At 72.2% G+C, this 27,000-nt stretch carries 21 protein-coding genes; 10 read left to right on the top strand and 11 right to left on the bottom strand.

Annotated features, from left to right (window positions below):
* Window positions 1–487 precede the first annotated feature (487 nt).
* From VM636_RS08795 to VM636_RS08830, 8 genes are all read left to right on the top strand, one after another.
* Window positions 488–4,174, top strand: a complete 3,687-nt coding sequence (locus tag VM636_RS08795; RefSeq protein WP_338484248.1) for a nitrate- and nitrite sensing domain-containing protein — start codon at window positions 488–490, stop codon at window positions 4,172–4,174.
* 9 nt (window positions 4,175–4,183) lie between these two features.
* Window positions 4,184–4,597, top strand: coding sequence for a roadblock/LC7 domain-containing protein (locus tag VM636_RS08800; RefSeq protein WP_007503778.1), 414 nt, complete (start codon window positions 4,184–4,186; stop codon window positions 4,595–4,597).
* Window positions 4,598–4,708: 111 nt separating this feature from the next.
* On the top strand, window positions 4,709–5,107 hold the full coding sequence (locus tag VM636_RS08805) for a DUF742 domain-containing protein (protein WP_003997626.1): 399 nt from the start codon (window positions 4,709–4,711) through the stop codon (window positions 5,105–5,107).
* On the top strand, window positions 5,088–5,663 hold the full coding sequence (locus VM636_RS08810) for an ATP/GTP-binding protein (protein ID WP_053913631.1): 576 nt from the start codon (window positions 5,088–5,090) through the stop codon (window positions 5,661–5,663). The genes VM636_RS08805 and VM636_RS08810 overlap by 20 nt, the downstream gene beginning before the upstream one ends.
* Window positions 5,664–6,068: 405 nt before the next feature.
* The gene (locus VM636_RS08815) at window positions 6,069–9,299 is read left to right on the top strand and encodes a nitrate- and nitrite sensing domain-containing protein (protein WP_053913630.1); all 3,231 of its coding nucleotides are present in this window, start codon (window positions 6,069–6,071) and stop codon (window positions 9,297–9,299) included.
* A 10-nt stretch (window positions 9,300–9,309) separates the two neighbouring features.
* Window positions 9,310–9,723, top strand: a complete 414-nt coding sequence (locus VM636_RS08820) for a roadblock/LC7 domain-containing protein (protein WP_004983065.1) — start codon at window positions 9,310–9,312, stop codon at window positions 9,721–9,723.
* 94 nt (window positions 9,724–9,817) lie between these two features.
* Entirely contained in the window at window positions 9,818–10,390 is a 573-nt protein-coding gene (locus tag VM636_RS08825; RefSeq protein ID WP_030421510.1) for a DUF742 domain-containing protein, read from the top strand.
* Complete coding sequence (locus tag VM636_RS08830; RefSeq protein ID WP_026243582.1) at window positions 10,371–10,952, top strand: ATP/GTP-binding protein; 582 nt, start codon at window positions 10,371–10,373, stop codon at window positions 10,950–10,952. Before VM636_RS08825 ends, VM636_RS08830 begins: the two co-directional genes overlap by 20 nt.
* 159 nt (window positions 10,953–11,111) lie before the next feature.
* On the opposite strand, the gene VM636_RS08835 is transcribed toward VM636_RS08830, so the two are convergent.
* Entirely contained in the window at window positions 11,112–11,303 is a 192-nt protein-coding gene (locus VM636_RS08835) for an acyl-CoA carboxylase epsilon subunit (RefSeq protein ID WP_030421508.1), read from the bottom strand.
* 45 nt (window positions 11,304–11,348) lie between these two features.
* Window positions 11,349–12,932, bottom strand: coding sequence for an acyl-CoA carboxylase subunit beta (locus tag VM636_RS08840; RefSeq protein WP_338484249.1), 1,584 nt, complete (start codon window positions 12,930–12,932; stop codon window positions 11,349–11,351).
* A gap of 406 nt (window positions 12,933–13,338) precedes the next feature.
* Between VM636_RS08840 and VM636_RS08845 the strand changes: the two genes are divergently transcribed.
* Window positions 13,339–13,941, top strand: coding sequence for a YceI family protein (locus VM636_RS08845; protein WP_030421678.1), 603 nt, complete (start codon window positions 13,339–13,341; stop codon window positions 13,939–13,941).
* Between the two features lie 132 nt (window positions 13,942–14,073).
* Here VM636_RS08845 and VM636_RS08850 read toward each other — a convergent pair whose 3' ends face one another.
* The 8 genes from VM636_RS08850 to VM636_RS08885 all read right to left on the bottom strand — a co-directional run bounded on the left by VM636_RS08850 (window position 14,074) and on the right by VM636_RS08885 (window position 23,674).
* The gene (locus VM636_RS08850; RefSeq protein ID WP_338484250.1) at window positions 14,074–15,426 is read right to left on the bottom strand and encodes a hypothetical protein; all 1,353 of its coding nucleotides are present in this window, start codon (window positions 15,424–15,426) and stop codon (window positions 14,074–14,076) included.
* Between the two features lie 94 nt (window positions 15,427–15,520).
* Entirely contained in the window at window positions 15,521–17,125 is a 1,605-nt protein-coding gene (cimA, locus tag VM636_RS08855) for a citramalate synthase (RefSeq protein ID WP_030421676.1), read from the bottom strand.
* A gap of 442 nt (window positions 17,126–17,567) precedes the next feature.
* The gene (locus VM636_RS08860; RefSeq protein ID WP_030421675.1) at window positions 17,568–18,656 is read right to left on the bottom strand and encodes a branched-chain amino acid aminotransferase; all 1,089 of its coding nucleotides are present in this window, start codon (window positions 18,654–18,656) and stop codon (window positions 17,568–17,570) included.
* Window positions 18,657–18,906: 250 nt separating this feature from the next.
* Window positions 18,907–19,959 (bottom strand): 3-isopropylmalate dehydrogenase, encoded by a 1,053-nt coding sequence (locus tag VM636_RS08865; protein ID WP_030421674.1) that lies wholly within the window; start codon window positions 19,957–19,959, stop codon window positions 18,907–18,909.
* A gap of 86 nt (window positions 19,960–20,045) precedes the next feature.
* Entirely contained in the window at window positions 20,046–20,177 is a 132-nt protein-coding gene (locus VM636_RS08870; RefSeq protein WP_078856089.1) for a hypothetical protein, read from the bottom strand.
* 258 nt (window positions 20,178–20,435) lie between these two features.
* The gene (locus VM636_RS08875) at window positions 20,436–20,987 is read right to left on the bottom strand and encodes a GNAT family N-acetyltransferase (protein WP_030421673.1); all 552 of its coding nucleotides are present in this window, start codon (window positions 20,985–20,987) and stop codon (window positions 20,436–20,438) included.
* A 79-nt stretch (window positions 20,988–21,066) separates the two neighbouring features.
* Window positions 21,067–22,698, bottom strand: a complete 1,632-nt coding sequence (pruA, locus tag VM636_RS08880; protein ID WP_030421672.1) for an L-glutamate gamma-semialdehyde dehydrogenase — start codon at window positions 22,696–22,698, stop codon at window positions 21,067–21,069.
* Between the two features lie 49 nt (window positions 22,699–22,747).
* On the bottom strand, window positions 22,748–23,674 hold the full coding sequence (locus VM636_RS08885) for a proline dehydrogenase family protein (RefSeq protein ID WP_030421671.1): 927 nt from the start codon (window positions 23,672–23,674) through the stop codon (window positions 22,748–22,750).
* A 183-nt stretch (window positions 23,675–23,857) separates the two neighbouring features.
* Here VM636_RS08885 and VM636_RS08890 point away from each other — a divergent pair, with 183 nt between their 5' ends.
* Window positions 23,858–25,051, top strand: coding sequence for a helix-turn-helix domain-containing protein (locus tag VM636_RS08890; protein WP_037858791.1), 1,194 nt, complete (start codon window positions 23,858–23,860; stop codon window positions 25,049–25,051).
* Window positions 25,052–25,406: 355 nt separating this feature from the next.
* Here VM636_RS08890 and serA read toward each other — a convergent pair whose 3' ends face one another.
* On the bottom strand, window positions 25,407–26,996 hold the full coding sequence (gene serA / locus VM636_RS08895) for a phosphoglycerate dehydrogenase (RefSeq protein ID WP_030421669.1): 1,590 nt from the start codon (window positions 26,994–26,996) through the stop codon (window positions 25,407–25,409).
* Between the last annotated feature and the right edge of the window lie 4 nt (window positions 26,997–27,000).

The following is a 27,000-nucleotide window of genomic DNA, read 5'->3' on the forward strand; positions in this document are numbered from 1 at the left end:
CGAACCCAGGGAGAGGCTGTGATCACCGTGTGAGTTTCCTCACTTATCACTGGTCAAAACGGTCAATCCCGACCGGTCACCCATGCCGACGAAACGGACATGATGCACCTGAACCCACCATTCCGCTCCTGATCATGGCGACTGGGACACGACCCACGCCTCGCGGACTTGCGCACATACATCCGTTTTGCCGCCGAAGCCTTTCTACCCGCGGTGATCCGGCCCTCACATGGTGTCACGTATTCCACACCCTGGACCGCGGGCCTTGTTGGAGATCCTGCACTGTGCTGGAATTCGTCGAACCGCCGCAGGTATCGAGCCGGCGCGCAGGGGGCGCACCACAGCGCCGCGCGGCGGCCCGAGGGGGAACCAAAGCGCCGGTCACCGACGACCACCACGGGGGCGTATTCAGGGCGCTCCCAAGACGCCGACACCGTGCCCGTGCCGTTCACGCGGAGGGGCGCCTGGTCCAGAGGTTGCGACGCTAGTGCAGGGACGTTTCAAGAGGGATGGCAGCGCTTCGGCGGAGCCGGAGCCGCACGGCGGGACCGGCCCCAAGGCCGTCGGCTCCTCGCCCCAGCACGCCCAGAACCAGGGCCAGGGACAGTCCGGCGACGGCGGGGAGCGGCCGGGACGGCCCGGCAAGGCGGGTCCGTCCTCCCCCGGCGGCTCGGCACCGGGCGGCGAGACGCCCAAGGCCCCGCCCGGCCCCGGACCGCGGATAGCCCTGCGCAACTGGCGCATCTCGACCCGCCTGGTCTCGCTCCTCGCGCTGCCCGTGGTCGCCGCCACCACGCTGGGCGGACTGCGCATCAGCCAGTCCATGGACGACATCCAGCAGCTCGACAACATGAAGCTGCTGACCGAGATGACCAAGCAGGCCACCGAACTGGCCGCCGCGCTCCAGGAGGAGCGCGACCAGTCCGCCGGCCCGCTCGCGCACGGCTCGACCGCCAGCGCGATCTCGGTGAAGGGCGACCGGGAGAAGACCGACCGGGCCCTGAAGAACTTCCTGGACAGCTCCGAGGACATCGACGCCGCCTCCAAGGACGGCAACCTGGTCGGTGTCCGCGACAGCCTCGTCGGCCTCGCCAGCGACCTGAACGACCTCAACAAGATCCGCAGCACCGCCTACCAGGCCAAGGACAACTCGACCCAGACCGTCGAGGCCTACCACCGCCTGATCACCCACCTGCTCGACCTCTCGCAGGACATGGCGGAGGCCACCAGCAACCCCGAGATGATCCAGCGCACCCGCGCCCTGTCGGCCTTCTCCTCGGCCAAGGAGTACGCCTCGGTGCAGCGGGCGGTCATCGCGGCGGCGCTGCCGGCCAGCAACACCACCCGCGGCAAGCTGGTCGAGAACGACCGCCTGTACGCCGAGTCGGCGCTGCAGAGCCAGAAGTCCGAGATCCGCACCTTCACCAGCATCTACGGCGACGGTGCCGAGGAACTCCTCAAGCCCATCTCGCAGGGCAACCCGACCATCGAGGCCAGCGACACCTACGCGGGCCGCGCGCTCGGCAGCGCCGACGGCCTGGCCGGTCTGGACAAGCGCTCGTACCAGGACTGGCTGGACGACAGCTCCACCAAGATCCAGCAGATGAAGAACATCGAGCACACGCTGCTCGAGGACATGGAGCAGAAGGCCCGCGAGCTGCGCAGCGCCTCCGAGCGCGAGGCCATCATCTCCGGTGCGGTGATCCTCATCGTGCTCGGCGTCTCGCTGGTCGGCGCCTTCGTCGTGGCCCGCTCCATGATCCGCTCGCTGCGCCGCCTGGAGGAGACGGCGACCAAGGTCGCCCAGGACCGTCTGCCCGAGCTGGTCAAGCAGCTCTCGGAGACGGACCCGCAGGACGTGGACACCTCCGTGGAGTCCGTCGGCGTGCACTCCCGGGACGAGATCGGCCGGGTGGCCGCGGCCTTCGACGACGTGCACCGCGAGGCGGTCCGCCTCGCCGCCGAGCAGGCGCTGCTGCGGGGCAACGTCAACGCGATGTTCACCAACCTCTCGCGCCGCTCCCAGGGCCTCATCCAGCGCCAGCTCTCGCTCATCTCCGAACTGGAGTCGCGCGAGGCCGACCCGGACCAGCTCTCCTCGCTCTTCAAGCTCGACCACCTCGCCACCCGCATGCGCCGCAACGGCGAGAACCTCCTCGTCCTCGCCGGCGAGGAGCCCGGCCGCCGCTGGACCCGCCCGGTCCCGCTGGTCGACGTGCTGCGCGCCGCCGCCTCCGAGGTGGAGCAGTACGAGCGCATCGAACTGACCTCCGTGCCCACCACAGAGGTGGCGGGCCGGGTCGTCAACGACCTCGTGCACCTGCTCGCCGAGCTGCTGGAGAACGCGACGTCGTTCTCCTCCCCGCAGACCAAGGTCAAGGTCACCGGTCACGCCCTGCCCGACGGCCGGGTGCTGATCGAGATCCACGACACCGGCATCGGCCTCTCCCCCGAGGACCTGGCCGCGATCAACGAGCGCCTGGCGGCGCCGCCCACGGTGGACGTCTCCGTCTCCCGCCGCATGGGCCTCTTCGTGGTCGGCCGCCTCTCGCAGCGCCACGGCATCCGCATCCAGCTGCGCCCCTCCGACTCCGGCGGCACGACCGCGCTGGTCATGCTCCCCGTCGACGTGGCCCAGGGCGGTCGCAAGCCGCAGCCCAAGCAGGGCCAGCCCGCCATGGGCGGCGGCGGTCCGGCCGCCGCGCAGGCGGCGGCGGGCGCCGCGGCGGCCCGCCGGGGCGGCGGCCAGGGCGGCGGCGGCCAGGGCGGCGGCGCCCTCGGCGGTGGCGGCGGCTTCGGCGGCGGTCCCCTCGGCACCGGCCAGAACCCGCGCGCCGCGCTGCCCGGACGGGACGCGGGCGAACGGTCCGGCGCCCCGGGCGGGATGCGCGGACCCCAGTCCCCGACGCCTCCGCAGCAGGGCCGTCCGGCCCCCGCGGGCGGCGCGCAGGGCGGCCAGGACATGTTCGGCGGCAGCCACGGCGCGGTGCCCCCGCAGCGCGGCACCGGCCGCGACGCCGGCCCCGCCGACACCGGCCAGGGCCGCCGTCCCCAGCTCCCGCCGCGCGGGGGTCCCCGGGCCGAGCTGCCCGGCGGCACGCCGCAGCCCCGCGTGCCGAGCTGGAGCGACGAGAACGCGCAGCCGCCGGCGGGCCGCGCCTCGCTGGACGCCCCGCGCGGCCACGAGGAGCCGGGCGCCCGCGCCCCGCACCACGACGCCCGGCAGGCTCCGGACTCGACCGCGCGGATGCCGGCCGTGACCGGCTTCGGCGACGGCCAGGGACCGGGCGCCACGGCCGAGTTCGCCCGTCCCGACTTCGACGCCCCGGCGCCGGGGACCCCGCAGCACACGGGCCAGTTCACCCAGCCGGGCGCCGACCCGTACGGCAGGCCGGGCGGCGGCGGGCCGCGCGACGACCAGTTCTCGCGGGGCGAGGCCGCGCCGCAGCAGCACACCGGCTCGTTCGTCCGCCCGGACGTCTTCGGCGGCCCCACCGGCCCGGCGGCCTCCCCGGACCCGGCCGCGCCGGGCCCGTTCGGCGGCCCCTCGTCCTTCGGCAACGGCTCGGGCGCGCGCCACGGGCTGCCCGCCCGCCAGGAGCCCCCGGCCGGTGGCGGGTTCCCCCGTCCGCAGGGCGGCGGCGCCCCGGGTGCCGTGCCACAGCGCCCCGCGTCCCAGGAGCCGGCCGCCCCGCAGCGGCCGGCGGACGGCTGGGCCCTGCCGCCCGCCCCCGGGCCCGGCGACGGACGCACCCCGCTCTACGACACGCTGGAGACCAACTGGTTCCACGGGGAACGACGGGCACGGGCACAGGACGCCCCGTCCGCCGAACCGGCGGCCCAGCCCCAGACCCCGGCGGCGCCCGAGCAGCCCGCCCCCTCCACGTGGCGCAGCTCGCCGAACGACGACCTCGTACGGCAGGCGGAGCGCGTCCGGCAGCCGGCAGCCGGCGGTGTCACCACCTCCGGTCTGCCCCGCCGGGTCCCCCGGGCCAACCTCGTCCCGGGCACGGCTCAGCAGCAGTCCCACCAGAGTGGTCCTCAGGTCTCGCGCTCGCCCGACGAGGTGCGCGGCCGGCTGACCAATCTCCGTCGGGGAATCGCACAGGGCCGCCAGGCCGGCACCAACCAGACCGGCAGCCACCCGCGGCCCACTCACCAGCAGGAGCGTTAGTTGAGCCAGATGAGCCAGGCGGCACAGAACCTCAACTGGTTGATCACGAATTTCGTGGACAACACCCCGGGGGTGTCCCACACCGTCGTCGTGTCGGCCGACGGACTCCTTCTGGCGATGTCGGAAGGCTTTCCACGCGACCGCGCCGATCAGCTCGCGGCGGTCGCCTCGGGACTCACCTCGCTGACCGCGGGGGCCTCCCGGATCTTCGAAGGCGGCGACGTCTCCCAGACGGTCGTGGAGATGGAGCGGGGGTTCCTCTTCCTCATGTCCGTCTCGGACGGCTCGTCCCTGGCCGTGCTCGCCCACCCCGAGTGCGACATCGGTCTGGTCGGCTACGAGATGGCGCTTCTGGTCGACCGTGCCGGCGCGGTCCTCACACCCGACCTGCGCGCCGAACTACAGGGCAGTCTGCTCCACTGATCGGCCCCGGCACCACCCGTCTCACCAAATCACCGTCCGGCCGCCACAATCCCCCCACCGGCCTCGTCAGACGGCTTGACCGACCGACTTGCTGTCCCGCCCGGAGGATTCATGACCCCGCCCACCGCCTCTCATGATCCGTACGCGGAGCCGTACGAGGATGAGGGCGACCAACCACTGGTCCGTCCGTACGCGATGACCGGTGGCCGGACGCGGCCGCGCTATCAGCTCGCCATCGAGGCGCTGATCAGCACGACGGCCGATCCGGCAGCGCTCATGGGGCTGCTCCCCGAGCACCAGCGCATCTGCCACCTGTGCCGCGAGGTGAAGTCGGTGGCCGAGGTGTCGGCACTCCTGTCGATGCCTCTCGGTGTGGCCCGGATTCTCGTCGCGGACCTCGCGGAGGCCGGGCTCGTCGCCATCCACCAGCCGGGCGGCGACGAGAACAACGGCGGTGCGCCGGACGTGACACTGCTCGAAAGGGTGCTCAGTGGACTTCGCAAGCTCTGACGGAGGTCGGGCGACGACCTCCGCGAAGATCGTGGTGGCCGGTGGTTTCGGCGTGGGCAAAACCACGTTCGTCGGCGCCGTCTCCGAGATCAACCCCCTGCGCACGGAGGCCGTGATGACCTCCGCCAGCGCCGGGATCGACGACCTCACCCACGCCGGCGACAAGACGACCACGACGGTCGCCATGGACTTCGGCCGCATCACGCTCGACCAGGACCTGATCCTCTACCTCTTCGGCACCCCGGGCCAGGACCGCTTCTGGTTCATGTGGGACGACCTGGTCCGCGGCGCCATCGGCGCCGTGGTCCTCGTCGACACGAGGAGGCTCGCCGACTGCTTCCCCGCGGTCGACTACTTCGAGAACTCCGGCCTGCCCTTCGTGGTCGCGCTCAACGGCTTCGACGGCCAGCAGCCGTACAACCCCGACGAGGTCCGCGAGGCCCTGCAGATCGGCCCCGACACCCCGATCATCACGACCGACGCCCGCCACCGTGCCGACGCCAAGAGCGCGTTGATCACCCTGGTGGAGCACGCGCTCATGGCCCGGCTGCGGTAGGCGCACCGCCCATCGCCGGTGATCAAATCGGCATGGTCATACGGCAGTTGTCGTAGCGGTACCGGAGCCGGCTGTGTCCTTTGACACGGTCGGCTTCGCTGTTCATAACGTTTCGGCAGAGGAATCGGGTGGTACCGACACGCGTCGCGGTCGATCGGTGCCGCTGCGCTCACGCCGGCCCCGCCTTTTGCTGGCCCTCGCTCTTTATGACCGATTTATCTGCGGTTTACCTCACGTGAAATCCCCTCGTTCCGCTGTTTGGAAGAGCGCTGGTCGTCGTGCTGGAATGCCAGAACTGCCCGATGGTCAAAGACGTACTCACCAGTAGCACGTACTGATGACGGACTGGGCTCTGAGACACTGCGGCACGACACAGGTGCCGACCGCCGAGAGGTTGTTGGTCGAGTGAGGCGAAGCAAGAGCAGTCCCGAGCCATCGGCCCGGGGCAACTTCACCCCGCCGCGCACAGCGGCGTCCGCCCCCGCGTCCGAACCCGTGGCGCCGCCCGCACCCGTCGGAGGCCGTCTCACCCCGCGCAACTGGCACGTGGCGACCCGCCTCAACGCGATCCTGCTCATACCCGTGCTGGTCGGCCTCGTCATGGGCGGCTTCCAGGTCAAGGGCTCGATCGACACCTGGCAGGACGCCGAGGACGCCAAGAACACCGCCCGCCTCGTGCAGGCCTCCCTCAGCTACGCCGACGCCCTCTACTACGAGCGCGACGTCAGCGCCGCCCCGCTGCTCCAGGGCAAGGGCCAGAGCGACAGTTCCGTGACCAAGGCCCGCGAGGCCACCGACAAGGCGGCCGGCACCTTCGACGAGGCCGCCCGGAACATGCCCGACAAGCCCGGCCTGCAGCGCCGGCTCAAGCTCTTCCGCGAGCAGGAGCCCAAGCTCTCCGCCCTGCGCGCCGCCTCCTACACCCCCAAGCTGAAGGGCGTGGAGACGGAGGAGGGCTACGTCGGCATCGCCCACCCGCTGATGGAGTTCGCCAACGAACTCGGCCTGGGCACCGGCAACATCACCTCCTACGGCCGCGCGGTCTACGCGATCTCCCTGACCAAGGCCGCCCTCTCGCTGGAACGCTCGATCGGCATGCACATGCTGGTCAAACCGGGTCCGGACCCGGGCCACCTGGCCAGCCAGCGCGTCGCCCTCTCCTCCTACGCCTACCTGGAGGGCATCGCCGTCGAGGAGTACATCGGCGGCGGTACCGAGGAGGACGCGAAGAGGCTCAAGGAGGCGGAGAAGAAGGTCAAGGAGGACGGCGCCGCCCTGGCCAGGGAGGCCAAGGCCAACGACCCCGACTACGTGCCGCCGCCCGCCAACCCGACCACGATGGTCTCGGAACTGGCCCGGCTGGACACCACCGACCCCGCCGCCCGCGCCGCCCTCGCCCAGCGGGGCATCACTCCGGACAACTGGTGGGCGGTCCACACCCTCAAGTACGACGCCTACCACACGCTGGAGTCGGACATGGCCGACCGGGCGGTGGCCGAGGCCTCCGCCATCGCCGACGACGCCCGGCGCGACGCCTTCATCACCGGTGCCGCGGTCGTCATCGCACTGCTCGCCGCCTTCATCCTGGCCGGCATGGTGGCCCGCCAGATGAGCCGCGCCATGCGCCGTCTGCGCAACGCCGCCTTCGGCATCGCCGAGCAGCGCCTGCCGATGCTGGTCGACCAGCTCTCCCGTACCGACCCCGGCCGCGTCGACACCCGGGTCACGCCGATCCCGATCACCTCGACCGACGAGATCGGCGAGGTCGCCCGCGCCTTCGACCAGGTGCACCGCGAGGCCGTCCGGCTCGCCTCCGAGCAGGCCCTGCTCCGCGGCAACATCAACGCGATCTTCACCAACCTGTCGCGGCGCAACCAGTCGCTCATCGAGGGCCAGCTCACCCTCATCACCGACCTGGAGAACAACGAGGCCGACCCGGACCAGCTGGAGAACCTCTTCCGCCTGGACCACCTGGCCACCCGCATGCGCCGCAACGGCGAGAACCTCCTCGTCCTCGCCGGCGAGGAGCCCGGCCGCCGCTGGGACCAGCCGGTCCCGCTGGTCGACGTGCTCCGCGCCGCCGCCTCCGAGGTGGAGCAGTACGAGCGCATCGAGCTGTCCGGCGTGCCGGAGGCCGAGATCCACGGCCGCGCCGTGACCGACCTCGTGCACCTGCTCGCCGAGCTGCTGGAGAACGCCACCACGTTCTCCTCCCCGCAGACCAAGGTGCGCGTCACCGCGACCCGGCTGCCCGACGGCCGCGTGATGATCGAGATCCACGACAAGGGCATCGGCCTGACCGCCGAGGACTTCGCGGACATCAACCACAAGCTGGCCAACCCGCCGACCGTGGACGCCGCGATCTCGCAGCGCATGGGCCTGTTCGTGGTCGGCCGGCTCGCCGACCGGCACGGCGTCCGGGTCCAGCTCCGCCCCTCGGGCGAACAGGCGGGCACCACCTCGCTGGTCATGCTGCCGGACGCCATCACCCACGGCGGTGGCGGCGAACACCACGTCCAGCGCGACGAGTTCACCATCTCCCAGACCATGCCCGCGCAGCACGTCCCGGGTGAGAACTTCGCCCAGCCGATGCGCACCGCGGCCGAACTCGGCTTCGACGACAGCCGCTACACCGAGGTCCCCGACGACCTGCGCGACCTCGATCCCGTCGGCCGCTCGCTGATGCGCGGGGAGCGCCGCGCGGCCCTGGAGGCCCAGGCCCACCCCGACGACCCGCGGCCCGGCGCCGAGGGCGGCGAGGCGGCCGGCTACCAGGACCCGTTCACCGGCCAGACCGCCTTCGACCAGGGCGGCTACCCCGAGCAGCAGGGCGGCTACGACCAGCGGGCGTACACCGAACACCCGCAGCAGGCGTACGCGGAGCCCCAGCAGCCGGCGTACGACGAGCAGTACTACGCGCCCGACGGCGGCCTGCCGCGGAACGACACCTTCTCGTCCCCGGCCGGCTACCCCGAGAGCCCGTATGCGGAGTCCGGCCAGGACGCGCACCAGTCCCCCGCCGCCGGCGGCCAGGACGCCTACTCGCCCTTCGGACAACGGCGTCACCAGGACGACTGGCCCCCACAGGACGGCTACCAGAACGGCTATCCGAGCCAGTACCCTGCGGGGGCACCGGAAGCGGAATCCACCGAGGTCGCTGACGCGCACGAGGCGGACCGCGTAGGCTTCGACCGTCCGGGACCGGCCGCCTCCGCCGCCCACGAGCTGACCGACGCGGGACTTCCGCGCCGCGGTTCCGCCGCGAGCGGCACCGGCGAGGCGCGGCACGCGGGCCCGGCGGAACCGGCCGCGGCTCCCGGGGCGGACGACGACTGGCGGTCGGCCAACGACGAGCGCTGGCAGCAGGCTTCACAGCTGCGCAAGCCGAAGGCGGGCGGGGTCACCTCCTCCGGTCTGCCGCGGCGGGTCCCCAAGGCCAACCTGGTCGAGGGAGCCGCCCAAACCACCCCCCAGGGGGGCCCACAGGTCTCCCGCGCCCCGGAGGACGTCCGGGGCAGGCTGAGCAACCTGCGGCGCGGTGTCCAACGGGGCCGCAACGCAGGCAGTGAAACGAACGGCCAGGACACAAGGAATGAACACCGTGGTCCTGACAGCACCTACGACCAGGAGCGTTAGTGTGAGCCCGATGAGCCAGGCGGCACAGAACCTGAACTGGTTGATCACCAACTTCGTGGACAACACCCCGGGGGTGTCCCACACGGTGGTGGTCTCCGCCGACGGACTCCTTCTGGCGATGTCCGAAGGTTTCCCGCGCGACCGGGCCGACCAGCTCGCGGCTGTCGCCTCCGGTCTGACCTCGCTGACCGCCGGCGCCTCGCGCATCTTCGAGGGCGGCAGCGTGAACCAGACGGTTGTGGAGATGGAGCGGGGATTCCTCTTCATCATGTCCATTTCCGACGGTTCGTCGCTCGCGGTTCTCGCACACCCGGAGGCGGACATCGGCCTCATCGGGTACGAGATGGCCCTTCTGGTCGACCGCGCGGGTACGGTCCTCACACCGGACCTGCGCGCGGAGCTCCAGGGGAGCCTTCTCAACTAAAGGACGGACGGTGCGTATTGGCGTCCCGGGGCCGTAAGGTTTCGGGACGCGGCTCCACAGCGATGGGTGCCAGGCACAGTCGGAGGAGGAGACAGTGGCAACACCCCCAGGCGGTCCTTCGTCGGGCAACTGGTCCTACGGCCCTGCCCAGGGCCAGGGAGACGGTCCGGCGAGCCCGTACGACTTCCCCTCCCCGCCGGACCACCGGCAGCCGTACGCGCCACAGGGCCCCGGCCCCTCGCCGTATGACCAGCCGCACGCCCCGCGCATCCAGCCGGTGCAACCGCAGCGCCGCGCTCCCGAGCCGGCGCCCGCGGGGGCGGCACACAACCCCCTGGTGCGCCCGTACGCCATGACGGGCGGACGCACCAGGCCCCGGTACCAGCTCGCCATCGAGGCGCTGGTGCACACCACCGCGCAGCCGCACCAGATGCAGGGCCAGCTGCCCGAGCATCAGCGCATCTGCAACCTCTGCCGGGAGATCAAGTCGGTGGCCGAGATCTCGGCCCTGCTCACGATCCCCCTCGGCGTGGCCAGGATCCTCGTCGCCGACTTGGCGGAGGCGGGACTGGTCGCCATTCATCAGCCCGGCGGCGACGAGAACGCCGGCGGCCAGCCAGACGTGACACTGCTCGAAAGGGTGCTCAGTGGACTTCGCAAGCTCTAGCGGCGGTCCTTCCCGCTCCACCACCTCCGCGAAGATCGTGGTGGCGGGCGGCTTCGGCGTGGGCAAGACCACGTTCGTCGGCGCCGTCTCGGAGATCAACCCGCTGCGCACAGAGGCCGTGATGACTTCCGCTTCGGCGGGCATCGACGACCTCACCCACACGGGGGACAAGACGACCACGACGGTCGCCATGGACTTCGGCCGCATCACGCTCGACCAGGACCTGATCCTCTACCTCTTCGGCACCCCGGGCCAGGACCGCTTCTGGTTCATGTGGGACGACCTGGTCCGCGGCGCCATCGGCGCCGTGGTCCTCGTCGACACGAGGAGGCTCGCCGACTGCTTCCCCGCGGTCGACTACTTCGAGAACTCCGGCCTGCCCTTCGTCATCGCGCTCAACGGCTTCGACGGCCAGCAGCCGTACAACCCCGACGAGGTGCGCGAGGCCCTGCAGATCGGTCCGGACACCCCGATCATCACGACGGACGCCCGGCATCGCGCCGACGCCAAGTCGACGCTGATCACCCTGGTGGAGCACGCGCTCATGGCGCGGCTGCGGTAACGGGGACCGCGCGGAACGACTTGGGGGGTGCCTCTCTCTGCGGAGAGGCACCCCCCAAGTCGTTTCCCCCCCTCCCCGCGCGCCTCGGGAACGCCGAAGGGGCCCCACACCCGTGACGGGTGTGGGGCCCCTTCGGCCGTGCGTGGCGTACGCGGGCGCTCAGCGCCAGCTGTGCGGGGCGCGGAAGCCGGGCTCGCGCTCCAGGCGGCGCCAGCCGGCGCGGACGCGCCCGTGGGCGGGGGCGATCTCGGCGGGGCGGGCGGCGGCGCGGGCCAGCAGGAGGGCCGTGATGGCGGCGACCTCCTCGGGCTCGGCGTGGCCCTTCTCGACGCGGATGTCGGCAGTGCTCATGGTGTGAGTCTTTCTGGGTGAGGGGTCCGCGGGGTGTCCGCCCGGTTACTGGGGCGGGTTGCCGTGCTTGCGGGACGGCAGGTCGGCGTGCTTGGTCTGGAGCATCGCCAGGGACCTGACCAGGACCTCGCGGGTCTCGGCGGGGTCGATGACGTCGTCGACGAGGCCGCGCTCGGCCGCGTAGTACGGGTGCATCAGCTCCGCCTTGTACTCCTTGACCATGCGGGCCCGCATGGCCTCGGGGTCCTCGGCGCCCGCGATCTGGCGGCGGAAGATGACGTTGGCGGCGCCCTCGGCGCCCATCACGGCGATCTCGTTGGTGGGCCAGGCGTAGGTGAGGTCGGCGCCGATGGACTGGCTGTCCATGACGATGTAGGCGCCGCCGTACGCCTTGCGCAGGATGAGGGAGATCCGCGGGACGGTCGCGTTGCAGTAGGCGTAGAGCAGCTTGGCGCCGTGGCGGATGATGCCGCCGTGCTCCTGGTCGACGCCGGGCAGGAAGCCGGGCACGTCCAGCAGCGTGACGATCGGGATGTTGAACGCGTCGCACATCTGGACGAAGCGCGCCGCCTTCTCGCTCGCCTCGATGTCCAGCACCCCGGCCAGCGCCTGCGGCTGGTTGGCGACGATGCCGACGACCTGTCCGTCCAGGCGGGCCAGGGCGCAGATGATGTTGCGCGCCCAGCGCTCGTGGACCTCCAGGTACTCGCCGTCGTCGACGATCTCCTCGATGACCTTGGTCATGTCGTACGGGCGGTTGCCGTCGACCGGGACCAGGTCCAGGAGGGCGTCGCCGCGGCGGTCCGCCGGGTCGGCGCACTCGGTGCGCGGCGGGTTCTCCCGGTTGTTCTGCGGCAGCATCGACAGCAGGTAGCGCACCTCGGCGAGGCACGTCTCCTCGTCGTCGTAGGCGAAGTGGCACACGCCGCTGGTCTCGGCGTGCACGTCGGCGCCGCCCAGGCCGTTCTGGGTGATCTCCTCGCCGGTGACGGCCTTGACGACGTCCGGGCCGGTGATGAACATCTGCGAGGTCTCGCGGACCATGAACACGAAGTCCGTCAGCGCCGGACTGTAGGCCGCCCCGCCCGCGCACGGGCCGAGCATCACGCTGATCTGCGGGATGACACCCGACGCCCTGGTGTTGCGCTGGAAGATGCCGCCGTACCCGGCGAGCGCGGAGACACCCTCCTGGATACGCGCACCGGCCCCGTCGTTCAGGGAGACCAGGGGAGCACCGGCCGCGATGGCCATGTCCATGATCTTGTGGATCTTGGTCGCGTGGGCCTCGCCCAGCGCACCGCCGAAGATCCGGAAGTCGTGCGCGTACACGAAGACCGTCCGGCCCTCGACCGTGCCCCACCCGGTGACCACACCGTCCGTGTACGGCCGCTTCGCCTCCAGACCGAAGCCGCTCGCCCGGTGCCGGCGGAGCTGTTCGACCTCCTGGAAGGAGCCGGGGTCGAGCAGCAGCTCGATCCGCTCGCGTGCCGTCAGCTTGCCCTTGGCGTGCTGCGCCGCCGTCGCCTTCTCGCTCGGCCCGGCCACGGCCCGCGCACGGATGTCGTGCAGCTCGGCCACTCGCCCGCGCGCGTCCGTCGGCTCGCCCGGCGCCTCATCCAAAACGGTCATGTAGCGACCTTACGGAGCAGACCAAGGAAACCGGCCCGTCCACTCCGTACAGTCTCCGTGGCGTTTTCCTGGTGCCCTTGAACAGAACCCCGGCCCACGGCAGCCCTTTCGACTGCGCGGAGGGTCCCGGGCTTGTAGGGGTTGCACAAATCACTCCGGCGCAGGGCCACCTCACATCGCCCGCCGCGCGTACCACCTCCGGAGTGACGCCCGCCGCCCGGGGCGCCGGACGGGCGGTGTTCGGCCATCCTGCCGCGTGGCGCGTGGACAGGCGCGCGTGACGGCCATAACGTTGAATATTGAACGGAATGCGTCTACAGTCGAGAGCGTTGCACTGGTTGAACATTCAACATCACCGGTCGTACGCCGCCCGGCGTCACGTCCCCGTCCCCTTCAGGAGCACACCATGGGCCTCTTCAACCGCACCAACTCCGCCGCCTCCGCCGCTGCCGCCCCGGTCAACCCCGACCTGGCCGCGCTGACCGGCGAGTACACCCTCGACCCGGCCCACTCCACGCTCGGCTTCGTCGCCCGGCACGCGATGGTCACCAACGTCAAGGGCAAGTTCAACGACTTCGGCGGCACCCTGCACCTGGACGGCAGCGACCCGTCCCGCTCCACCGCCGCCCTGGACATCACGATGGACAGCATCGACACCGGCTCGGCGGACCGCGACGGCCACCTCAAGAGCGCGGACTTCTTCAAGACGGAGGAGTTCCCCAAGATGACCTTCCGCTCCACCAAGGCGGAGGCCCTGGGCGGCGACGACTACCGCATCACCGGTGACCTCACCATCCTCGGCACCACCAAGCCGATCACCATCGACCTGGAGTTCAACGGCGCCGCCACCGACCCCTTCGGCAACGAGCGCGTCGGTTTCGAGGGCAAGGCCGAGCTCCTGCGCTCCGAGTGGGGCCTGACCTGGAACGCGGCCCTGGAGACGGGTGGCGTGCTGGTCTCCGACAAGATCAAGCTGAACTTCGACATCTCCGCGATCAAGCAGGCCTGAGGCCCGCCGCCGCACGGAGGCGGGGCCGGCGCACACCGCGCCGGCCCCGCCTTCGCCTGTCCCGGCCCCCGACGGGACCACCGGGCTCCGCGTCCCGGGGCGCCGCGGCCTCCCGGGCCCGGTCCGCCCGGCTCAGAAACCGCCGCCGAAGTCCCCTCCGCCACCGCCGAAGTCGCCGCCGCCGCCGAAGTCCCCGCCGCCGAAACCGCCCCCGAAGTCGCCGGGATCGAAGTCCGCGCCGGAGACGTCACCGCCCTGGTGGCCGCCGAAGTCGCCGTACCCGCCGCCGTAGCCGGCCGCGTAGGACGGGGAGGACATCATGCCGCCGAGCACGGTGCCGACCAGCAGTCCCGGCAGGATGCCCCCGCCGAAGTAACCGCCCGCCCAGGGGCCGTACGCCGGCCCCGCGTCCCAGTAGGGCCGGCGGCCCTGATCGGTGTCGACCTCGCGGACCAGCGGGTCCAGGCCGTCCGAGAGCCGGGCCCGGTCCGCGGCGCAGACCGGCACCTCGCGGGTCGCGCCGCCGGGCGGCGTCCAGGCCGCGTCGGCGACCGAGGGCCCGTGGCGCGGGTCGAAGAAGCAGGGCGGGCGCCGCTCGGGCAGCGGCCGGCCCTCCCGGCGGGCGGCGAGCTGCGCCAGCGCGAAGCGGCCGTCCTCCAGTGCCTCGGTCACCGCGCGCACGTCCTCGGGCCGCCGGGCATCCGCCATGGCCGTCTTCGCCTGCTCGTAGGCGTCCAGCCCGCGTTCGTAGTCGGCGCGCATCGCGTCGTCGGCGCCGGGCTCGAAGGGGCGGAAGTCGAGGCGGTCCAGTTCCTCGCCGAACTCCGTGATGTCCTCGTCGACCACCACCCGCAGCCGCTCCAGCGCCGCCCGCTGCTCCTCCTCGCGGCGGCGCCGGGCGCGGCGCACCAGGGCGTAGCCGCCCGCGCCGGCCACCACCACGACCGCTCCCGCGGTGAGCAGCGTGGTCGTCGACACCGAGCCGCCGGTGGCCCAGGTCGAGGGCGCCGAACCGTGCACGCTGCGCAGCGCGGCGTCGACGAAGTCGTTGAGCTGGGCCTTGGGGTCGGACGTGCCCTGCACCGAGCCGACCAGGTTGGAGACGCCCTGGCGGCTGAGCACGCCGCTGTCGGCGCGCGCGTCGAAGCGGTCGCCGAGCCGGACCCCGTACAGGCCGGTGAGCCCGGCCTGCGTGCGCAGGTGCTGGAAGAGGTCCTGGGTGGGGTAGTCGGCCGGGAGCACCACGACGAGCACCGGCTTGTCCGCGTCCCGGATCTTGTCGGAGAGCGCGTCGGCGTCCGCCTTCGACAACAGGTGCGAGGCGTCGGGATCGACGTAGACGGGGCGTTCGCGCAGGGCCTCGGCGATGGTCGGGACGTCGGTGACCGCCTGCGCTCCGGGCGTGCCGGTCGTCAGCACCGCGAGCGCGGCGACGACGGGCACGATCAGCAGGCGTACGAGGAATTGCGTGCGGGCGCCCTTCATACGTGCGAACGTACCCGAATTTCCCCTGCGCCGAGACTCCGGGGCCGTCCTTCCGGATCGTGCCGCGGGCCGCGGCGCAGGGGGCGTGCGGGGTTCAGCGGGCCGGTGCGACCCCCGCGCGGAGCAGGCCGTAGGTGTAGGCGTCCTCCAGGGCCTGCCAGGAGGCGGCGATGACGTTGTCGGCGACGCCGACCGTGGACCACTCCCCCCTGCCGTCGGCCGTGGAGATGAGCACCCGGGTCGTGGAGTGGGTGCCGTGCCTGCCCTCCAGGATGCGGACCTTGTAGTCCACCAGGCCCAGCTTGGCCAGCTCGGGGTAGATCTTCTCCAGCGCCACCCGCAGCGCCCGGTCCAGGGCGTTGACCGGGCCGTTGCCCTCGGCGGTGGCGACGATGCGCTCGCCCTTGGCCCAGAGCTTGACCGTGGCCTCGTTGGCGTGGGTGCCGTCGGGGCGGTCCTCGGCGATCGCGCGCCAGGACTCGACGTCGAAGTACTTCAGCGGGCCGCCCTCGACCTCGGCGCGCAGCAGCAGTTCGAAGGAGGCGTCGGCGGCCTCGTAGGTGTAGCCCTGCAGTTCGCGTTCCTTGACGCGCTCGACGACCCGGCCGACCAGTTCGCGGTCGCCGCCGAGGTCGATGCCGAGTTCCTTGCCCTTCAGCTCGATCGAGGCGCGGCCGGCCATGTCGGAGACCAGCATCCGCATGGTGTTGCCGACCTCTTCGGGGTCGATGTGCTGGTACAGGTCGGGGTCGACCTTGATGGCGGAGGCGTGGAGTCCGGCCTTGTGCGCGAAGGCGGAGAGGCCGACGTAGGGCTGGTGGGTGGAGGGGGCCAGGTTGACCACCTCGGCGATGGCGTGCGAGATGCGGGTCATCTCGCGCAGTCGGCCCTCGGGGAGGACCTTCTTGCCGTACTTCAGCTCCAGGGCGGCGACCACCGGGAACAGGTTGGCGTTGCCGACGCGCTCGCCGTAGCCGTTGGCGGTGCACTGGACGTGGGTGGCGCCCGCGTCGACCGCGGCCAGGGTGTTGGCCACGGCGCAGCCGGTGTCGTCCTGGGCGTGGACGCCGAGCCGGGCGCCGGTGTCGGCGAGGACGGTGGCGACGACGGCCTGGATCTGGGCGGGGAGCATGCCGCCGTTGGTGTCACAGAGGATGACCACGTCGGCGCCCGCCTCCGCGGCGGTGCGCACGACGGCCTTGGCGTACTCGGGGTTGGCGCGGTAGCCGTCGAAGAAGTGCTCGCAGTCGACGAAGACCCGGCGGCCCTGCGCGGTCAGGTGGGCGACGGTGTCGCGGACCATCTCCAGGTTCTCGTCGAGGGTGGTGCGCAGGGCCAGTTCGACGTGCCGGTCGTGGGACTTGGCGACCAGGGTGATGACCTGGGCCCCGGAGGCGAGGAGCGCGTTGACCTGCGGGTCCTCGGCGGCGGTCGCGCCGGGCCGGCGGGTGGCGCCGAAGGCGACGAGCCGGGCGTGCCGGAAGTCGATCTCCTCCTGGGCGCGGGCGAAGAACTCGGTGTCGCGGGGGTTGGCGCCCGGCCAGCCGCCCTCGATGAAGCCGACGCCGAAATCGTCCAGGTGCCGTGCGATGGCCAGCTTGTCCGCGACGGTGAGGTTGATGCCCTCCCGCTGCGCGCCGTCGCGCAGGGTGGTGTCGAAGACGTGGAACGAGTCGTCGAGCTCGTTGGATGCGGTCATGTCTCAGGCTCCTGTGTTGGATCTCGGTCTACCGGAATGACCGGTTCCACCGTCCCCTATGATCCCTCGCGCTCCCCTCCCGGCTGGAGGTGGGCCGGGAAAACGAAAAACCTCTCGCGGGTGCGAGAGGTCTGCGCGCGGGTCGAGGACGACGGTGTCCGCCCGTACCTGGTCGTACGAGGCGGTCACTGCGGACCGGCGCGCCTGCTGCCAATAATCATGGCGAACGAGAGCACGGGGGCAGTCTGGCACAATCCGCCCGCCACCTCATGACCGTCTCAGGATGCGGGCACGGACGCGGGCGGATCCGGACGGGCCGGACGGCCGCGGCGTGTCGTGGGAGCGGACGGGCCGGAGGGCCGGGCCGCGCGCCGGGGCCGTCGCCCGGACCGCCCTCCGCCCGCCGGGGCGGCTCCGGCGGGCGGACGGGACGGGGCGGGGGTCAGGCGAGCGTGTGCATCCAGCCGTGGGTGTCCGGGGCGGTGCCGCGCTGGATGTCGAGCAGGGTCCGGCGCAGCCGCTGGGTGACCTCGCCAGGCTCGCCGCCGCTCTGCTGCCACTCGGCGCCGGCCCGCTTGACGGTGCCGACCGGGGTGATCACGGCCGCGGTGCCGCAGGCGAAGACCTCGGTCAGGGTGCCGTTCTCGGCGTCACGCTGCCACTGCTCGACCGAGACGCGGCCCTCCTCCGCCTGGTAGCCGAGGTCACGGGCGACGGTCAGCAGCGAGTCGCGGGTGACGCCCTCCAGGATGGAGCCGGTGAGGGAGGGGGTGACGATGCGGTCGCCGTAGACGAAGTACAGGTTCATGCCGCCCAGCTCCTCGACCCAGCGGTGCTCGACCGCGTCGAGGTAGCAGACCTGGTCGCAGCCCTTGGCGGCGGCCTCGGCCTGCGCGAGCAGGGAGGCGGCGTAGTTGCCGCCGGTCTTGGCGTCGCCCATGCCGCCGGGGACGGCGCGGACGCGGTCCTCGGAGACCCAGATGGAGACGGGCTTCACGCCGCCGGGGAAGTAGGCGCCGGCCGGGGAGGCGATGACCAGGAAGAGGTACTCGTTGGCCGGCTTGACGCCGAGCCCGACCTCGGTGGCGATCATGAACGGACGCAGGTAGAGGGATTCCTCGCCGCCGTGCGCCGGGACCCAGCCCTGGTCCTGGCGGACCAGCGCGTCGCACGCCTCGACGAAGGTCTCCACCGGGAGTTCGGGCATGCCGAGCCGGCGGGCGGACGCCTGGAAGCGCCGGGCGTTCTTCTCGGGGCGGAAGGTGGCGACCGAGCCGTCGGGGCGGCGGTACGCCTTCAGTCCCTCGAAGATCTCCTGCGCGTAGTGCAGGACCATGGTGGCCGGGTCGAGGGAGAGCGGCGCGTAGGGGACGAGCCGGCCGTCGTGCCAGCCCCGGCCCTCGGTCCACTTGACCGTCACCATGTGATCGGTGAAGTGGCGGCCGAACCCGGGGTCGGCCAGGATCGCCTCCCGCTCGGCGGCGGAGAGCGGGCTGGCGGAGGGCTTGAGCTCGATCGTGGGCGTCGTCATGGGTTGTTGTCCTTCACCGGTTGTCGTGACGGGCCGCGGTCCACGCCCGTACCGGCGGCGGCCGGTGGTAGGACGTCCGAGCATTCCCTCGTGCGGCGACTCCGCGTTCGATTATCGCGCGGGGTGCCGTCGGATGAAACGGGGTGAATGCGGCCCGGGGGTCATGGTCGCACCCGGCGGGGACAGGCGAAAGCCGCCGGGTGCCTGTGGCGGACCCGGCGGCTTCGAGAGGGGTGTCGAGCGGCGCGGGTCAGCCGGCTACCCGTACGGCGAGCGCGTCGCCGATCTCGGACGTGCTGCGGGCGGGGCGGCCGACGCGCTCGCCGAGGTCGGCGGCGACGGCCTCCTCGATGCGGGTCGCCTCGGCGTCGTGGCCGAGGTGGCGCAGCAGGAGGGCGACGGACAGGACCGTGGCCGTGGGGTCGGCCTTGCCCTGGCCGGCGATGTCCGGCGCCGAGCCGTGGACCGGCTCGAACATGGACGGGAAGGTGCGGGCGGGGTTGATGTTCCCGCTCGCGGCGACGCCGATGCCGCCGGAGACGGCCGCGGCGAGGTCGGTGATGATGTCGCCGAAGAGGTTGTCGGTGACGATGACGTCGAAGCGCTCGGGCTGGGTGACCAGGAAGATGGTCGCGGCGTCGACGTGCAGGTAGTCGGTGGTGACCTCCGGGTACTCGGCGGCCACCTTCTCGAAGGTGTTCGTCCACAGGTGGCCGGCGAAGGTCAGCACGTTGTTCTTGTGGACCAGCGTCAGCTTCTTGCGGGGACGTGCCTGGGCGCGGGCGAAGGCGTCGCGGACCACGCGCTCGACGCCGAAGGCCGTGTTCACGGAGACCTCGGTGGCGACCTCGTGCTCGGTGCCCTGGCGGATGGTGCCGCCGTTGCCCGTGTACGGGCCCTCGGTGCCCTCGCGGACGACGACGAAGTCGATCTCGGGCTGGCCGGCGAGCGGGGTGGCCACGCCGGGCAGGAGCTTGCTCGGGCGCAGGTTGACGTGGTGGTCGAAGGCGAAGCGCAGCTTGAGCAGGAAGCCGCGCTCCAGCACGCCGGAGGGGACCGAGGGGTCGCCGATGGCGCCGAGCAGGATGGCGTCGTGGGCCTTGAGGGCGTCGAGGTCGGCGTCGGTAAGGGTCTCACCGGTGGCGTGGTAGCGCCGGGCGCCGAAGTCGTACTCCGTGGTCTCCAGCTTCACGTCCCGCGGGAGGGCGGCGGAGAGGACCTTGAGCCCCTCGGTCACGACCTCCTGGCCGATGCCGTCACCGGGGATCACTGCGAGATTGAGGATGCGAGAGCTTGCCGACATGGCGGGTACCCTACCGCTCGTCCCACGAGATGACATGCGGCGTCCGCGATGCGGACACCGCCTCAGGGGGACGGCGGCGCGGGGCCTCAGTGGCCGGTCGCGCCGCCGTTGTCACGGCGGTCGAGGGCGCGCTGGAGGGCGGCGGCGGCGTTCTTACGGTCCGAGTCGGCGGTACGGGAGGCGTGGCGGACGCGGCGGCGGACGGTGGTCTCGGCCATGGGAATCGACTCCTTCGGCGCACGGGGGCGCCAGAGCGCGGGAAGCGGTTGACGAGACACCGGAAAGGGGCGGGGAGCGCGAGGCCGCAGGGATTGCCTGCACGGGGCCGGGCTCACGACCGCCCTCGCCCGGTCGGGCGAGACGTTCGGCTCATTCCAAGCTAAGGGAGCGCGGGGCGTCTGTCTGCACCATTACTCGGACTTCCTACTATCTGAGACGGTGACCCCTCTCACACCGCTCTGACCTGCGGCGATACCTCAGAGCACATCGCCGTCCCGCCAGTCGAAGAGCAGTTCCCCGCTCGCGCGCCCGTCCGGTACGGGCCAGACGTGGAGCGACCCCTCCTCCTCGGCGAGCCGGACCGGGCCGCCCGGCCCGAGGGCGCGGAGCGGCCCCTCCCACACCCGCCAGCCGCGGGCCGCGTAGAGCCGGGCCCCGTCCGCGCTCGCCGACAGCGCGCCGAAGGCGTAGGCGCGGGCGACCACCCCTTCGAGCGCGCCCATCACCCGCCCGCCCAGGCCGGCGCGCCGCGCGTCGGGGCGGACTCCCACGCCCTCCACGTAGCCGACGCGCAGCCACCGCCCGTCGTGGCGCACCCGGCGCATCACCACGGCACCGTGCGCGGCGAGCCCGCCCGCGTCGTGGACCAGGGCGTGCACGCCGCCCAGGGTGTGGTCCCAGTCCGCGTCGTCGAAGTCGCCGTCGAAGGCCGTGTCCAGCAACGCGCGCACGGCGCGCAGGTCGGCGGGGCCGAGGTCGGCGGTGTGCGCGGTGCGCACGGGGCGCGGCGCGGGCGGCAGGCCGGTCATCGGGCAAGTATGCCGCCGCCCGGACGCCGACGGGCCGGGCCCTCGAAGAGAGGACCCGGCCCGTCGGCAGCGACCGTGCTCAGCCCATGTGCGGGTAGGTGTAGTCGGTCGGCGCGACCAGCGTCTCCTTGATGGCGCGGGTCAGCGTCCAGCGCATCAGGTTCTGCGGGGCGCCGGCCTTGTCGTTGGTGCCGGAGGCACGGCCGCCGCCGAAGGGCTGCTGGCCGACCACGGCACCGGTCGACTTGTCGTTGATGTAGAAGTTGCCGGCCGCGAAGCGCAGCTTCTCCATCGTGTACGCGGTCGCCGCGCGGTCCGCGGAGACGACCGAGCCGGTGAGCGCGTAGTCGGAGGCCGACTCCATCTGGGTCAGCATCTCGTCGTAGCGCTCGTCCTCGTAGACGTGCACGGCGAGGATCGGGCCGAAGTACTCGGTGGTGAAGACCTCGTTCTCCGGGTCGGTGCACTCGACGACGGTCGGGCGGACGAAGTAGCCGACCGTGTCGTCGTAGCTGCCGCCGGCGACGATCGTGCAGGTCGGGTCCTGCTTGGCGCGGTCGATGGCGGCCTTGTTCTTGGCGAAGGCGCGCTCGTCGATGACGGCGCCCATGAAGTTGGCCAGGTCGGTGACGTCGCCCATGGTGAGGTAGTCGACCTCGGCGGCGAACTCCTCCTTGAAGCCGTCGTTCCAGATCGACGCCGGGATGTAGGCGCGCGAGGTGGCGCTGCACTTCTGGCCCTGGTACTCGAAGGCACCGCGGGTCAGGGCGGTCTTCAGCACGGCGCGGTCGGCGCTCGGGTGGGCGACCAGGAAGTCCTTGCCACCGGTCTCGCCGACCAGGCGCGGGTAGGCACGGTACTTCTCGATGTTGTTGCCGACCGTCTTCCACAGGTACTGGAAGGTCTTGGTCGAGCCGGTGAAGTGGATGCCGGCCAGGTCGCGGTGGTGGAGGGCGACCTCGGAGACCTCGATGCCGTCGCCGGTGACCAGGTTGATGACGCCCTTGGGCAGCCCGGCCTCCTCCAGCAGCTCCATCAGCAGCACGGCGGCGTGGGTCTGCGTCGGGGAGGGCTTCCAGACCACCACGTTGCCCATCAGGGCGGGGGCGGTGGGCAGGTTGGCGGCGATCGCCGTGAAGTTGAAGGGCGTGATCGCGTAGACGAAGCCCTCCAGCGGACGGTGGTCCAGGCGGTTCCACACGCCCGGCGAGTTGGCCGGGGGCTGCTCGGCCAGGATGCCGCGGGCGTAGTGGACGTTGAAGCGCCAGAAGTCGACCAGCTCGCAGGGGCTGTCGATCTCGGCCTGCTGGGCGGTCTTGGACTGGCCGAGCATGGTGGAGGCGGCGATGGTCTCGCGCCAGGGGCCGGCCAGCAGCTCGGCGGCGCGCAGGATGATCGCCGCGCGGTCGTCGAAGGACATCGCGCGCCAGGCGGGGGCGGCGGCCAGGGCGGCGTCGACCGCGTCCTGGGCGTCCTGCCGGGTGGCGTTGGCGTAGGTGCCCAGGCGTGCCTTGTGGTTGTGCGGCTGCACCACGTCGAAGCGGTCGCCGCCGCCCATCCGCTTCTCGCCGCCGATGGTGCAGGGCAGCTCGACGGGGTTGTCGGCCAGCTCCTTGAGCTTGGCCTCCAGCCGGGCGCGCTCGGGCGAGCCGGGGGCGTAGCCGTGCACCGGCTCGTTGACGGGGGTGGGGACCTGGGTCACAGCGTCCATAAGTTCCGGGACTCCTTGACTTGAGCGGGTGTCGAGCGGTGGTGCGGGCTCAGCCCTTGGTGACCATCGACCGGACGAAGAAGCGCAGGTTCGCGGGCTTCTCGGCCAGCCGGCGCATGAAGTAGCCGTACCAGTCGGTGCCGTAGGCGGTGTAGACGCGCACGCGGTGGCCCTCGTCGGCCAGCCGCCGCTGCTCGTCGCCACGGATGCCGTACAGCATCTGGAACTCGTACTCGTCGAGCTTGCGCCCGGCGAGCCGGGCCATCTCCTGGCCGATGGAGATCAGGCGGGGATCGTGGGACCCGATCATCGGGTATCCCTCGCCCTCCATCAGGGTGCGCAGGATGCGTACGTACGCCTTGTCGATCTCGTGCTTCTGCTGATAGGCGACCTCGGCGGGCTCCTTGTAGGCCCCCTTCACCAACCGTACGCGACTGCCGCTCGCGGCGAGCCGGCGCGCGTCGGCCTCGGTGCGGAAGAGGTACGCCTGGATGACGCAGCCCGTCTGCGGGACGTCCCTGCGCAGCTCCTCGTGGATGGCGAACATCGAGTCGAGGGTGGTGTGGTCCTCGGCGTCCAGGGTGACCGTGGTGCCGATCTCGGCGGCGGCCTCGACGACCGGGCGCACGTTCGCCAGGGCCAGCTCGTGCCCCCCGTCGAGCGCCTGGCCGAACATCGACAGCTTCACGGACATCTCGGCGCGGGCGCCGAGGCCGAGCGGCTTCAGCCAGTCGATCAGCTCCAGGTAGGCGTCGCGGGCCGCCTCGGCCTGCGCCGGGGTGGTGATGTCCTCGCCGACGACGTCCATCGTCAGCTCCAGGCCGCGGCCGGCCAGCTCCTCGACGATCGGGAGCACCTGGCCGACGGTCTCGCCGGGGATGAACCGGTCGACGACCGGCTTGGTCACGGGCGCGGCCGAGACCAGGCGGCGCATGCGGTCGCTGCGCGACGCGGCGAGAATCACGGGACCCAGCACGGGGCACCTCCAACTGACTTACTGCACATGGCCGCGGCCCGATGCTGCGGGGAACGGCACGGAGAACCACCGTGAAATCTAGGGACCGTCTCGATCGTCGGCCATCGACACCTGTCACGCATCCGTGCCGCGGATCTCAGACAGATGTATGAAGGACGGGGGTGAATAGGGGAGAATGCCCGGGTGACGTCGGATTCCAAGGGTGACTACCAGGAACTGGTCGACGAGATCTCGGAGCTGCTGGGGGCACCGGCGACGCTGGAGAGCCGCGACTTCGAGCTGATCGCCTTCGGCGCCTACGACAGCGAGGGCGACCTCGACCCGTCGGCGCTGGACCCGGTGCGCACCCGCTCGATCCTGACCCGGCGCTCGACCGACGCGGTCCGCGCCTGGTTCGAGGGGTTCGGCATCACCCGCGCCACCGGTCCGGTCCGCATCCCGCCGACCCCGGAGGCGGGCGTCTACCGGGGCCGGACCTGTCTGCCGGTGCGCCACCACGGGGTGGTCCTCGGCTACGTCTGGCTGCTGGACACCGACCCGGGACCGACCGAGGCGCAGCTCACCGCGGCCATGCAGGTCACCGGCCGGATCGGCGCGCTGCTCGCGGACGAGGCCCAACTCGGCGCCGACCTCAGCCGGGAGCTGCGGGCGGTGCTGAGCGCCGAGCGGGACTGGCAGCGGGACATGGCCGTGGCCGAACTGCGCAGCGCCCTCGGCGCCCGCGCGGACGGCCCGCACGCGGTGGTGTGCGTGGCGCCGTGGCCCTCGGCCGGCCCGGACGACGCGCCGTCGGTGCGGACGGTGCCGGGCGCTGCCGCGCTGTGCACGCTGCCGTGGCCCGCGGGGCGGCGGTCGCTGGCCCTGCTGGTGCGGCTGCGGTCGGCTCGGCTGCCGGCCCCGGCGGTGTCCGCGGCGGGGCGGCTGCTGGAGCGGGCGCGGAACACGGCGGGCGCGGGGGGCGCGGGCGAGGCGGTGGCGGGGGTGGCGGCGCCGCGGACCGGGCTGGCGGAGCTGGCGGCGGCCTGGGGCGAGGCGTCGGCGGCGGCCCGCGCGGCGGGGGCGGAACCGCGGCTCGGCCCGGTCGCCGAATGGGCCTCGATCGGCCCGTTCCGGCTGCTGACGGCGCTGTCGCCCGGCGCGGCGCGGGACCCGGCGGTGCGGGCGCTGCTCCAGCCCGTCCACCGGGAACTGGCCCGGACCGCCGAGGTCTACCTGGACCGGGCCGGGCAGGCGGGCCGCACGGCGGCGGAGCTGGGCATCCACCGGCAGACGCTGTACTACCGCCTCTCCCGCGTCGAGCAGCTCACCGGCCTGGACCTGGACGACGGCGAGGACCGTCTGCTGCTGCACATGGCGCTCAAGGCGCGGCGGCTGTAGGGACGGCTCTCCGGACGAGGGGCGCCCCTCCCCCTTGGCCCCGCGGCCCTTCCCCACCGGTCTCCCGCCCCTCCCCCACCGGTCTCGCGGCCGTCGGCCGGCGGGCGCGGGGCGTGCCGGGGGTGGCGGGGCCGTGCCGGGCATGGCGGCGGGGGCGCGGGCGAGGCAGTGCCGGGGGCGGCGGCGGGGCGGGCGCTGGGTGGCGCACGCGAAGCGCCGGACGGGCCGACGAGGTCGGCGCGTCCGGCGCGCGAGAAGACGTGGGAATCGGTGGGAAGACGCGAGAAGACGTGGGGTGACGTGCCCGGAGGGGCGCCTTCCGGGGCCGCGCGCGGCGGCCCCGGAACGGTGCGGGTCAGGCCAGGTTGACCGAGCGGGCCGAGGTGGCGCCGATCTCCGAGGCGACCTCCGCGAGCACGCCGGAGGGCACGGTGTCGTCGACCGTCAGCACGGCGAGGGCCTCGCCGCCGACCGTCGCGCGGGCCACCTGCATCCCGGCGATGTTGAGGCCGGCCTCGCCGATGACGCGGCCGACGGTGCCGACGACGCCGGGGCGGTCCTCGTAGCGCAGCACGATCATGTGGTCGGCGAGCGCCAGGTCGACGTCGTACTCGCCGACGGCGACGATCTTCTGGAGGTGCTTGGGACCGGCCAGGGTGCCCGAGACCGACACCTCCTCGCCGTCGCCGAGGGTGCCGCGCACGGTGACGACGTTGCGGTGCTCGGGCGACTCCGAGCTGGTCGTCAGCCGCACCTCGACCCCGCGCTCCTGCGCGAAGAGCGGCGCGTTGACGTAGGAGACCGTCTCGTCGACGACGTCCTCGAAGACGCCCTTGAGCGCGGAGAGCTCCAGCACCTTCACGTCGTGCTGGGTGATCTCGCCGTAGACCTCGACGTCGAGGCGGACGGCTACCTCGCCGGCCAGGGCGGTGAAGATGCGGCCCAGGCGCTCGGCGAGCGGCAGGCCGGGCTTGACGTCCTCGGCGATGACGCCGCCCTGGACGTTGACCGCGTCCGGGACCAGTTCGCCGGCGAGGGCGAGGCGGACCGAGCGGGCGACGGCGATGCCGGCCTTCTCCTGCGCCTCGTCGGTGGAGGCGCCCAGGTGCGGGGTGCACACGACCTGGTCGAACTCGAAGAGCGGCGAGTCGGTGCACGGCTCCTTGGCGTACACGTCGAGGCCGGCGCCGGCGACGCGGCCCTCCTTGAGCGCCGAGTACAGCGCCTCCTCGTCGACGATGCCGCCGCGCGCGGCGTTGACGATGCGCACGCTGGGCTTGACCTTGCGCAGCGCCTCCTCGCCGATCAGGCCGACGGTCTCGGGCGTCTTCGGCAGGTGGACGGTGATGAAGTCGGAGACCTCCAGCAGCTCGTCCAGCGACAGCACCTTGACGCCCATCTGCGCGGCCCGCGCGGGCTGCACGTAGGGGTCGTAGGCGACGATCTTCATGCCGAAGGCGGACATGCGCTGGGCGACCAGGGCGCCGATGCGGCCGAGGCCGACGACGCCGAGGGTCTTCTCGGCCAGCTCGACACCGGTGTACTTGCTCCGCTTCCACTCGCCGTTCTTCAGCGCGGCGTTGGCCTGCGGGATGTTGCGGGCGGTGGCGACGACCAGACCGCAGGCCAGCTCGGCGGCGGTCACGATGTTCGATGTGGGGGCGTTGACGACCATCACGCCGGCCTTGGTGGCGGCGGCGACGTCGACGTTGTCGAGGCCGACCCCGGCGCGGGCGACGACCCGCAGCCGGCCCGCCGCGGCGATGGCCTCGGCGTCGACCTTGGTGGCGGAGCGCACCAGGATCGCGTCCACGTCGGCGATCGCGGGCAGCAGTTCGGCGCGGTCCGCGCCGTTGCAGTGGCGGATCTCGAAGTCGGGGCCGAGCGCGTCCACGGTCGCGGGCGACAGTTCTTCGGCGATGAGTACGACGGGTTTCGAGCTCACGTGA

Source organism: Streptomyces sp. SCSIO 75703 (assembly GCF_036607905.1).
Classification (GTDB): Bacteria; Actinomycetota; Actinomycetes; order Streptomycetales; family Streptomycetaceae; genus Streptomyces.

Excerpts from the sequence above, each read along its gene's own strand:
- VM636_RS08800 (WP_007503778.1), top strand. The coding sequence starts at position 4,184 with ATGAGCCAGGCGGCACAGAACCTCAACTGGTTGATCACGAATTTCGTG.
- VM636_RS08805 (WP_003997626.1), top strand. The coding sequence starts at position 4,709 with ATGACCCCGCCCACCGCCTCTCATGATCCGTACGCGGAGCCGTACGAG.
- VM636_RS08820 (WP_004983065.1), top strand. The coding sequence starts at position 9,310 with ATGAGCCAGGCGGCACAGAACCTGAACTGGTTGATCACCAACTTCGTG.
- VM636_RS08835 (WP_030421508.1), bottom strand. The coding sequence starts at position 11,303 with ATGAGCACTGCCGACATCCGCGTCGAGAAGGGCCACGCCGAGCCCGAG.
- VM636_RS08840 (WP_338484249.1), bottom strand. The coding sequence starts at position 12,932 with ATGACCGTTTTGGATGAGGCGCCGGGCGAGCCGACGGACGCGCGCGGG.
- VM636_RS08845 (WP_030421678.1), top strand. The coding sequence starts at position 13,339 with ATGGGCCTCTTCAACCGCACCAACTCCGCCGCCTCCGCCGCTGCCGCC.
- VM636_RS08850 (WP_338484250.1), bottom strand. The coding sequence starts at position 15,426 with ATGAAGGGCGCCCGCACGCAATTCCTCGTACGCCTGCTGATCGTGCCC.
- cimA (WP_030421676.1), bottom strand. The coding sequence starts at position 17,125 with ATGACCGCATCCAACGAGCTCGACGACTCGTTCCACGTCTTCGACACC.
- VM636_RS08860 (WP_030421675.1), bottom strand. The coding sequence starts at position 18,656 with ATGACGACGCCCACGATCGAGCTCAAGCCCTCCGCCAGCCCGCTCTCC.
- VM636_RS08865 (WP_030421674.1), bottom strand. The coding sequence starts at position 19,959 with ATGTCGGCAAGCTCTCGCATCCTCAATCTCGCAGTGATCCCCGGTGAC.
- VM636_RS08870 (WP_078856089.1), bottom strand. The coding sequence starts at position 20,177 with ATGGCCGAGACCACCGTCCGCCGCCGCGTCCGCCACGCCTCCCGTACC.
- VM636_RS08875 (WP_030421673.1), bottom strand. The coding sequence starts at position 20,987 with ATGACCGGCCTGCCGCCCGCGCCGCGCCCCGTGCGCACCGCGCACACC.
- pruA (WP_030421672.1), bottom strand. The coding sequence starts at position 22,698 with ATGGACGCTGTGACCCAGGTCCCCACCCCCGTCAACGAGCCGGTGCAC.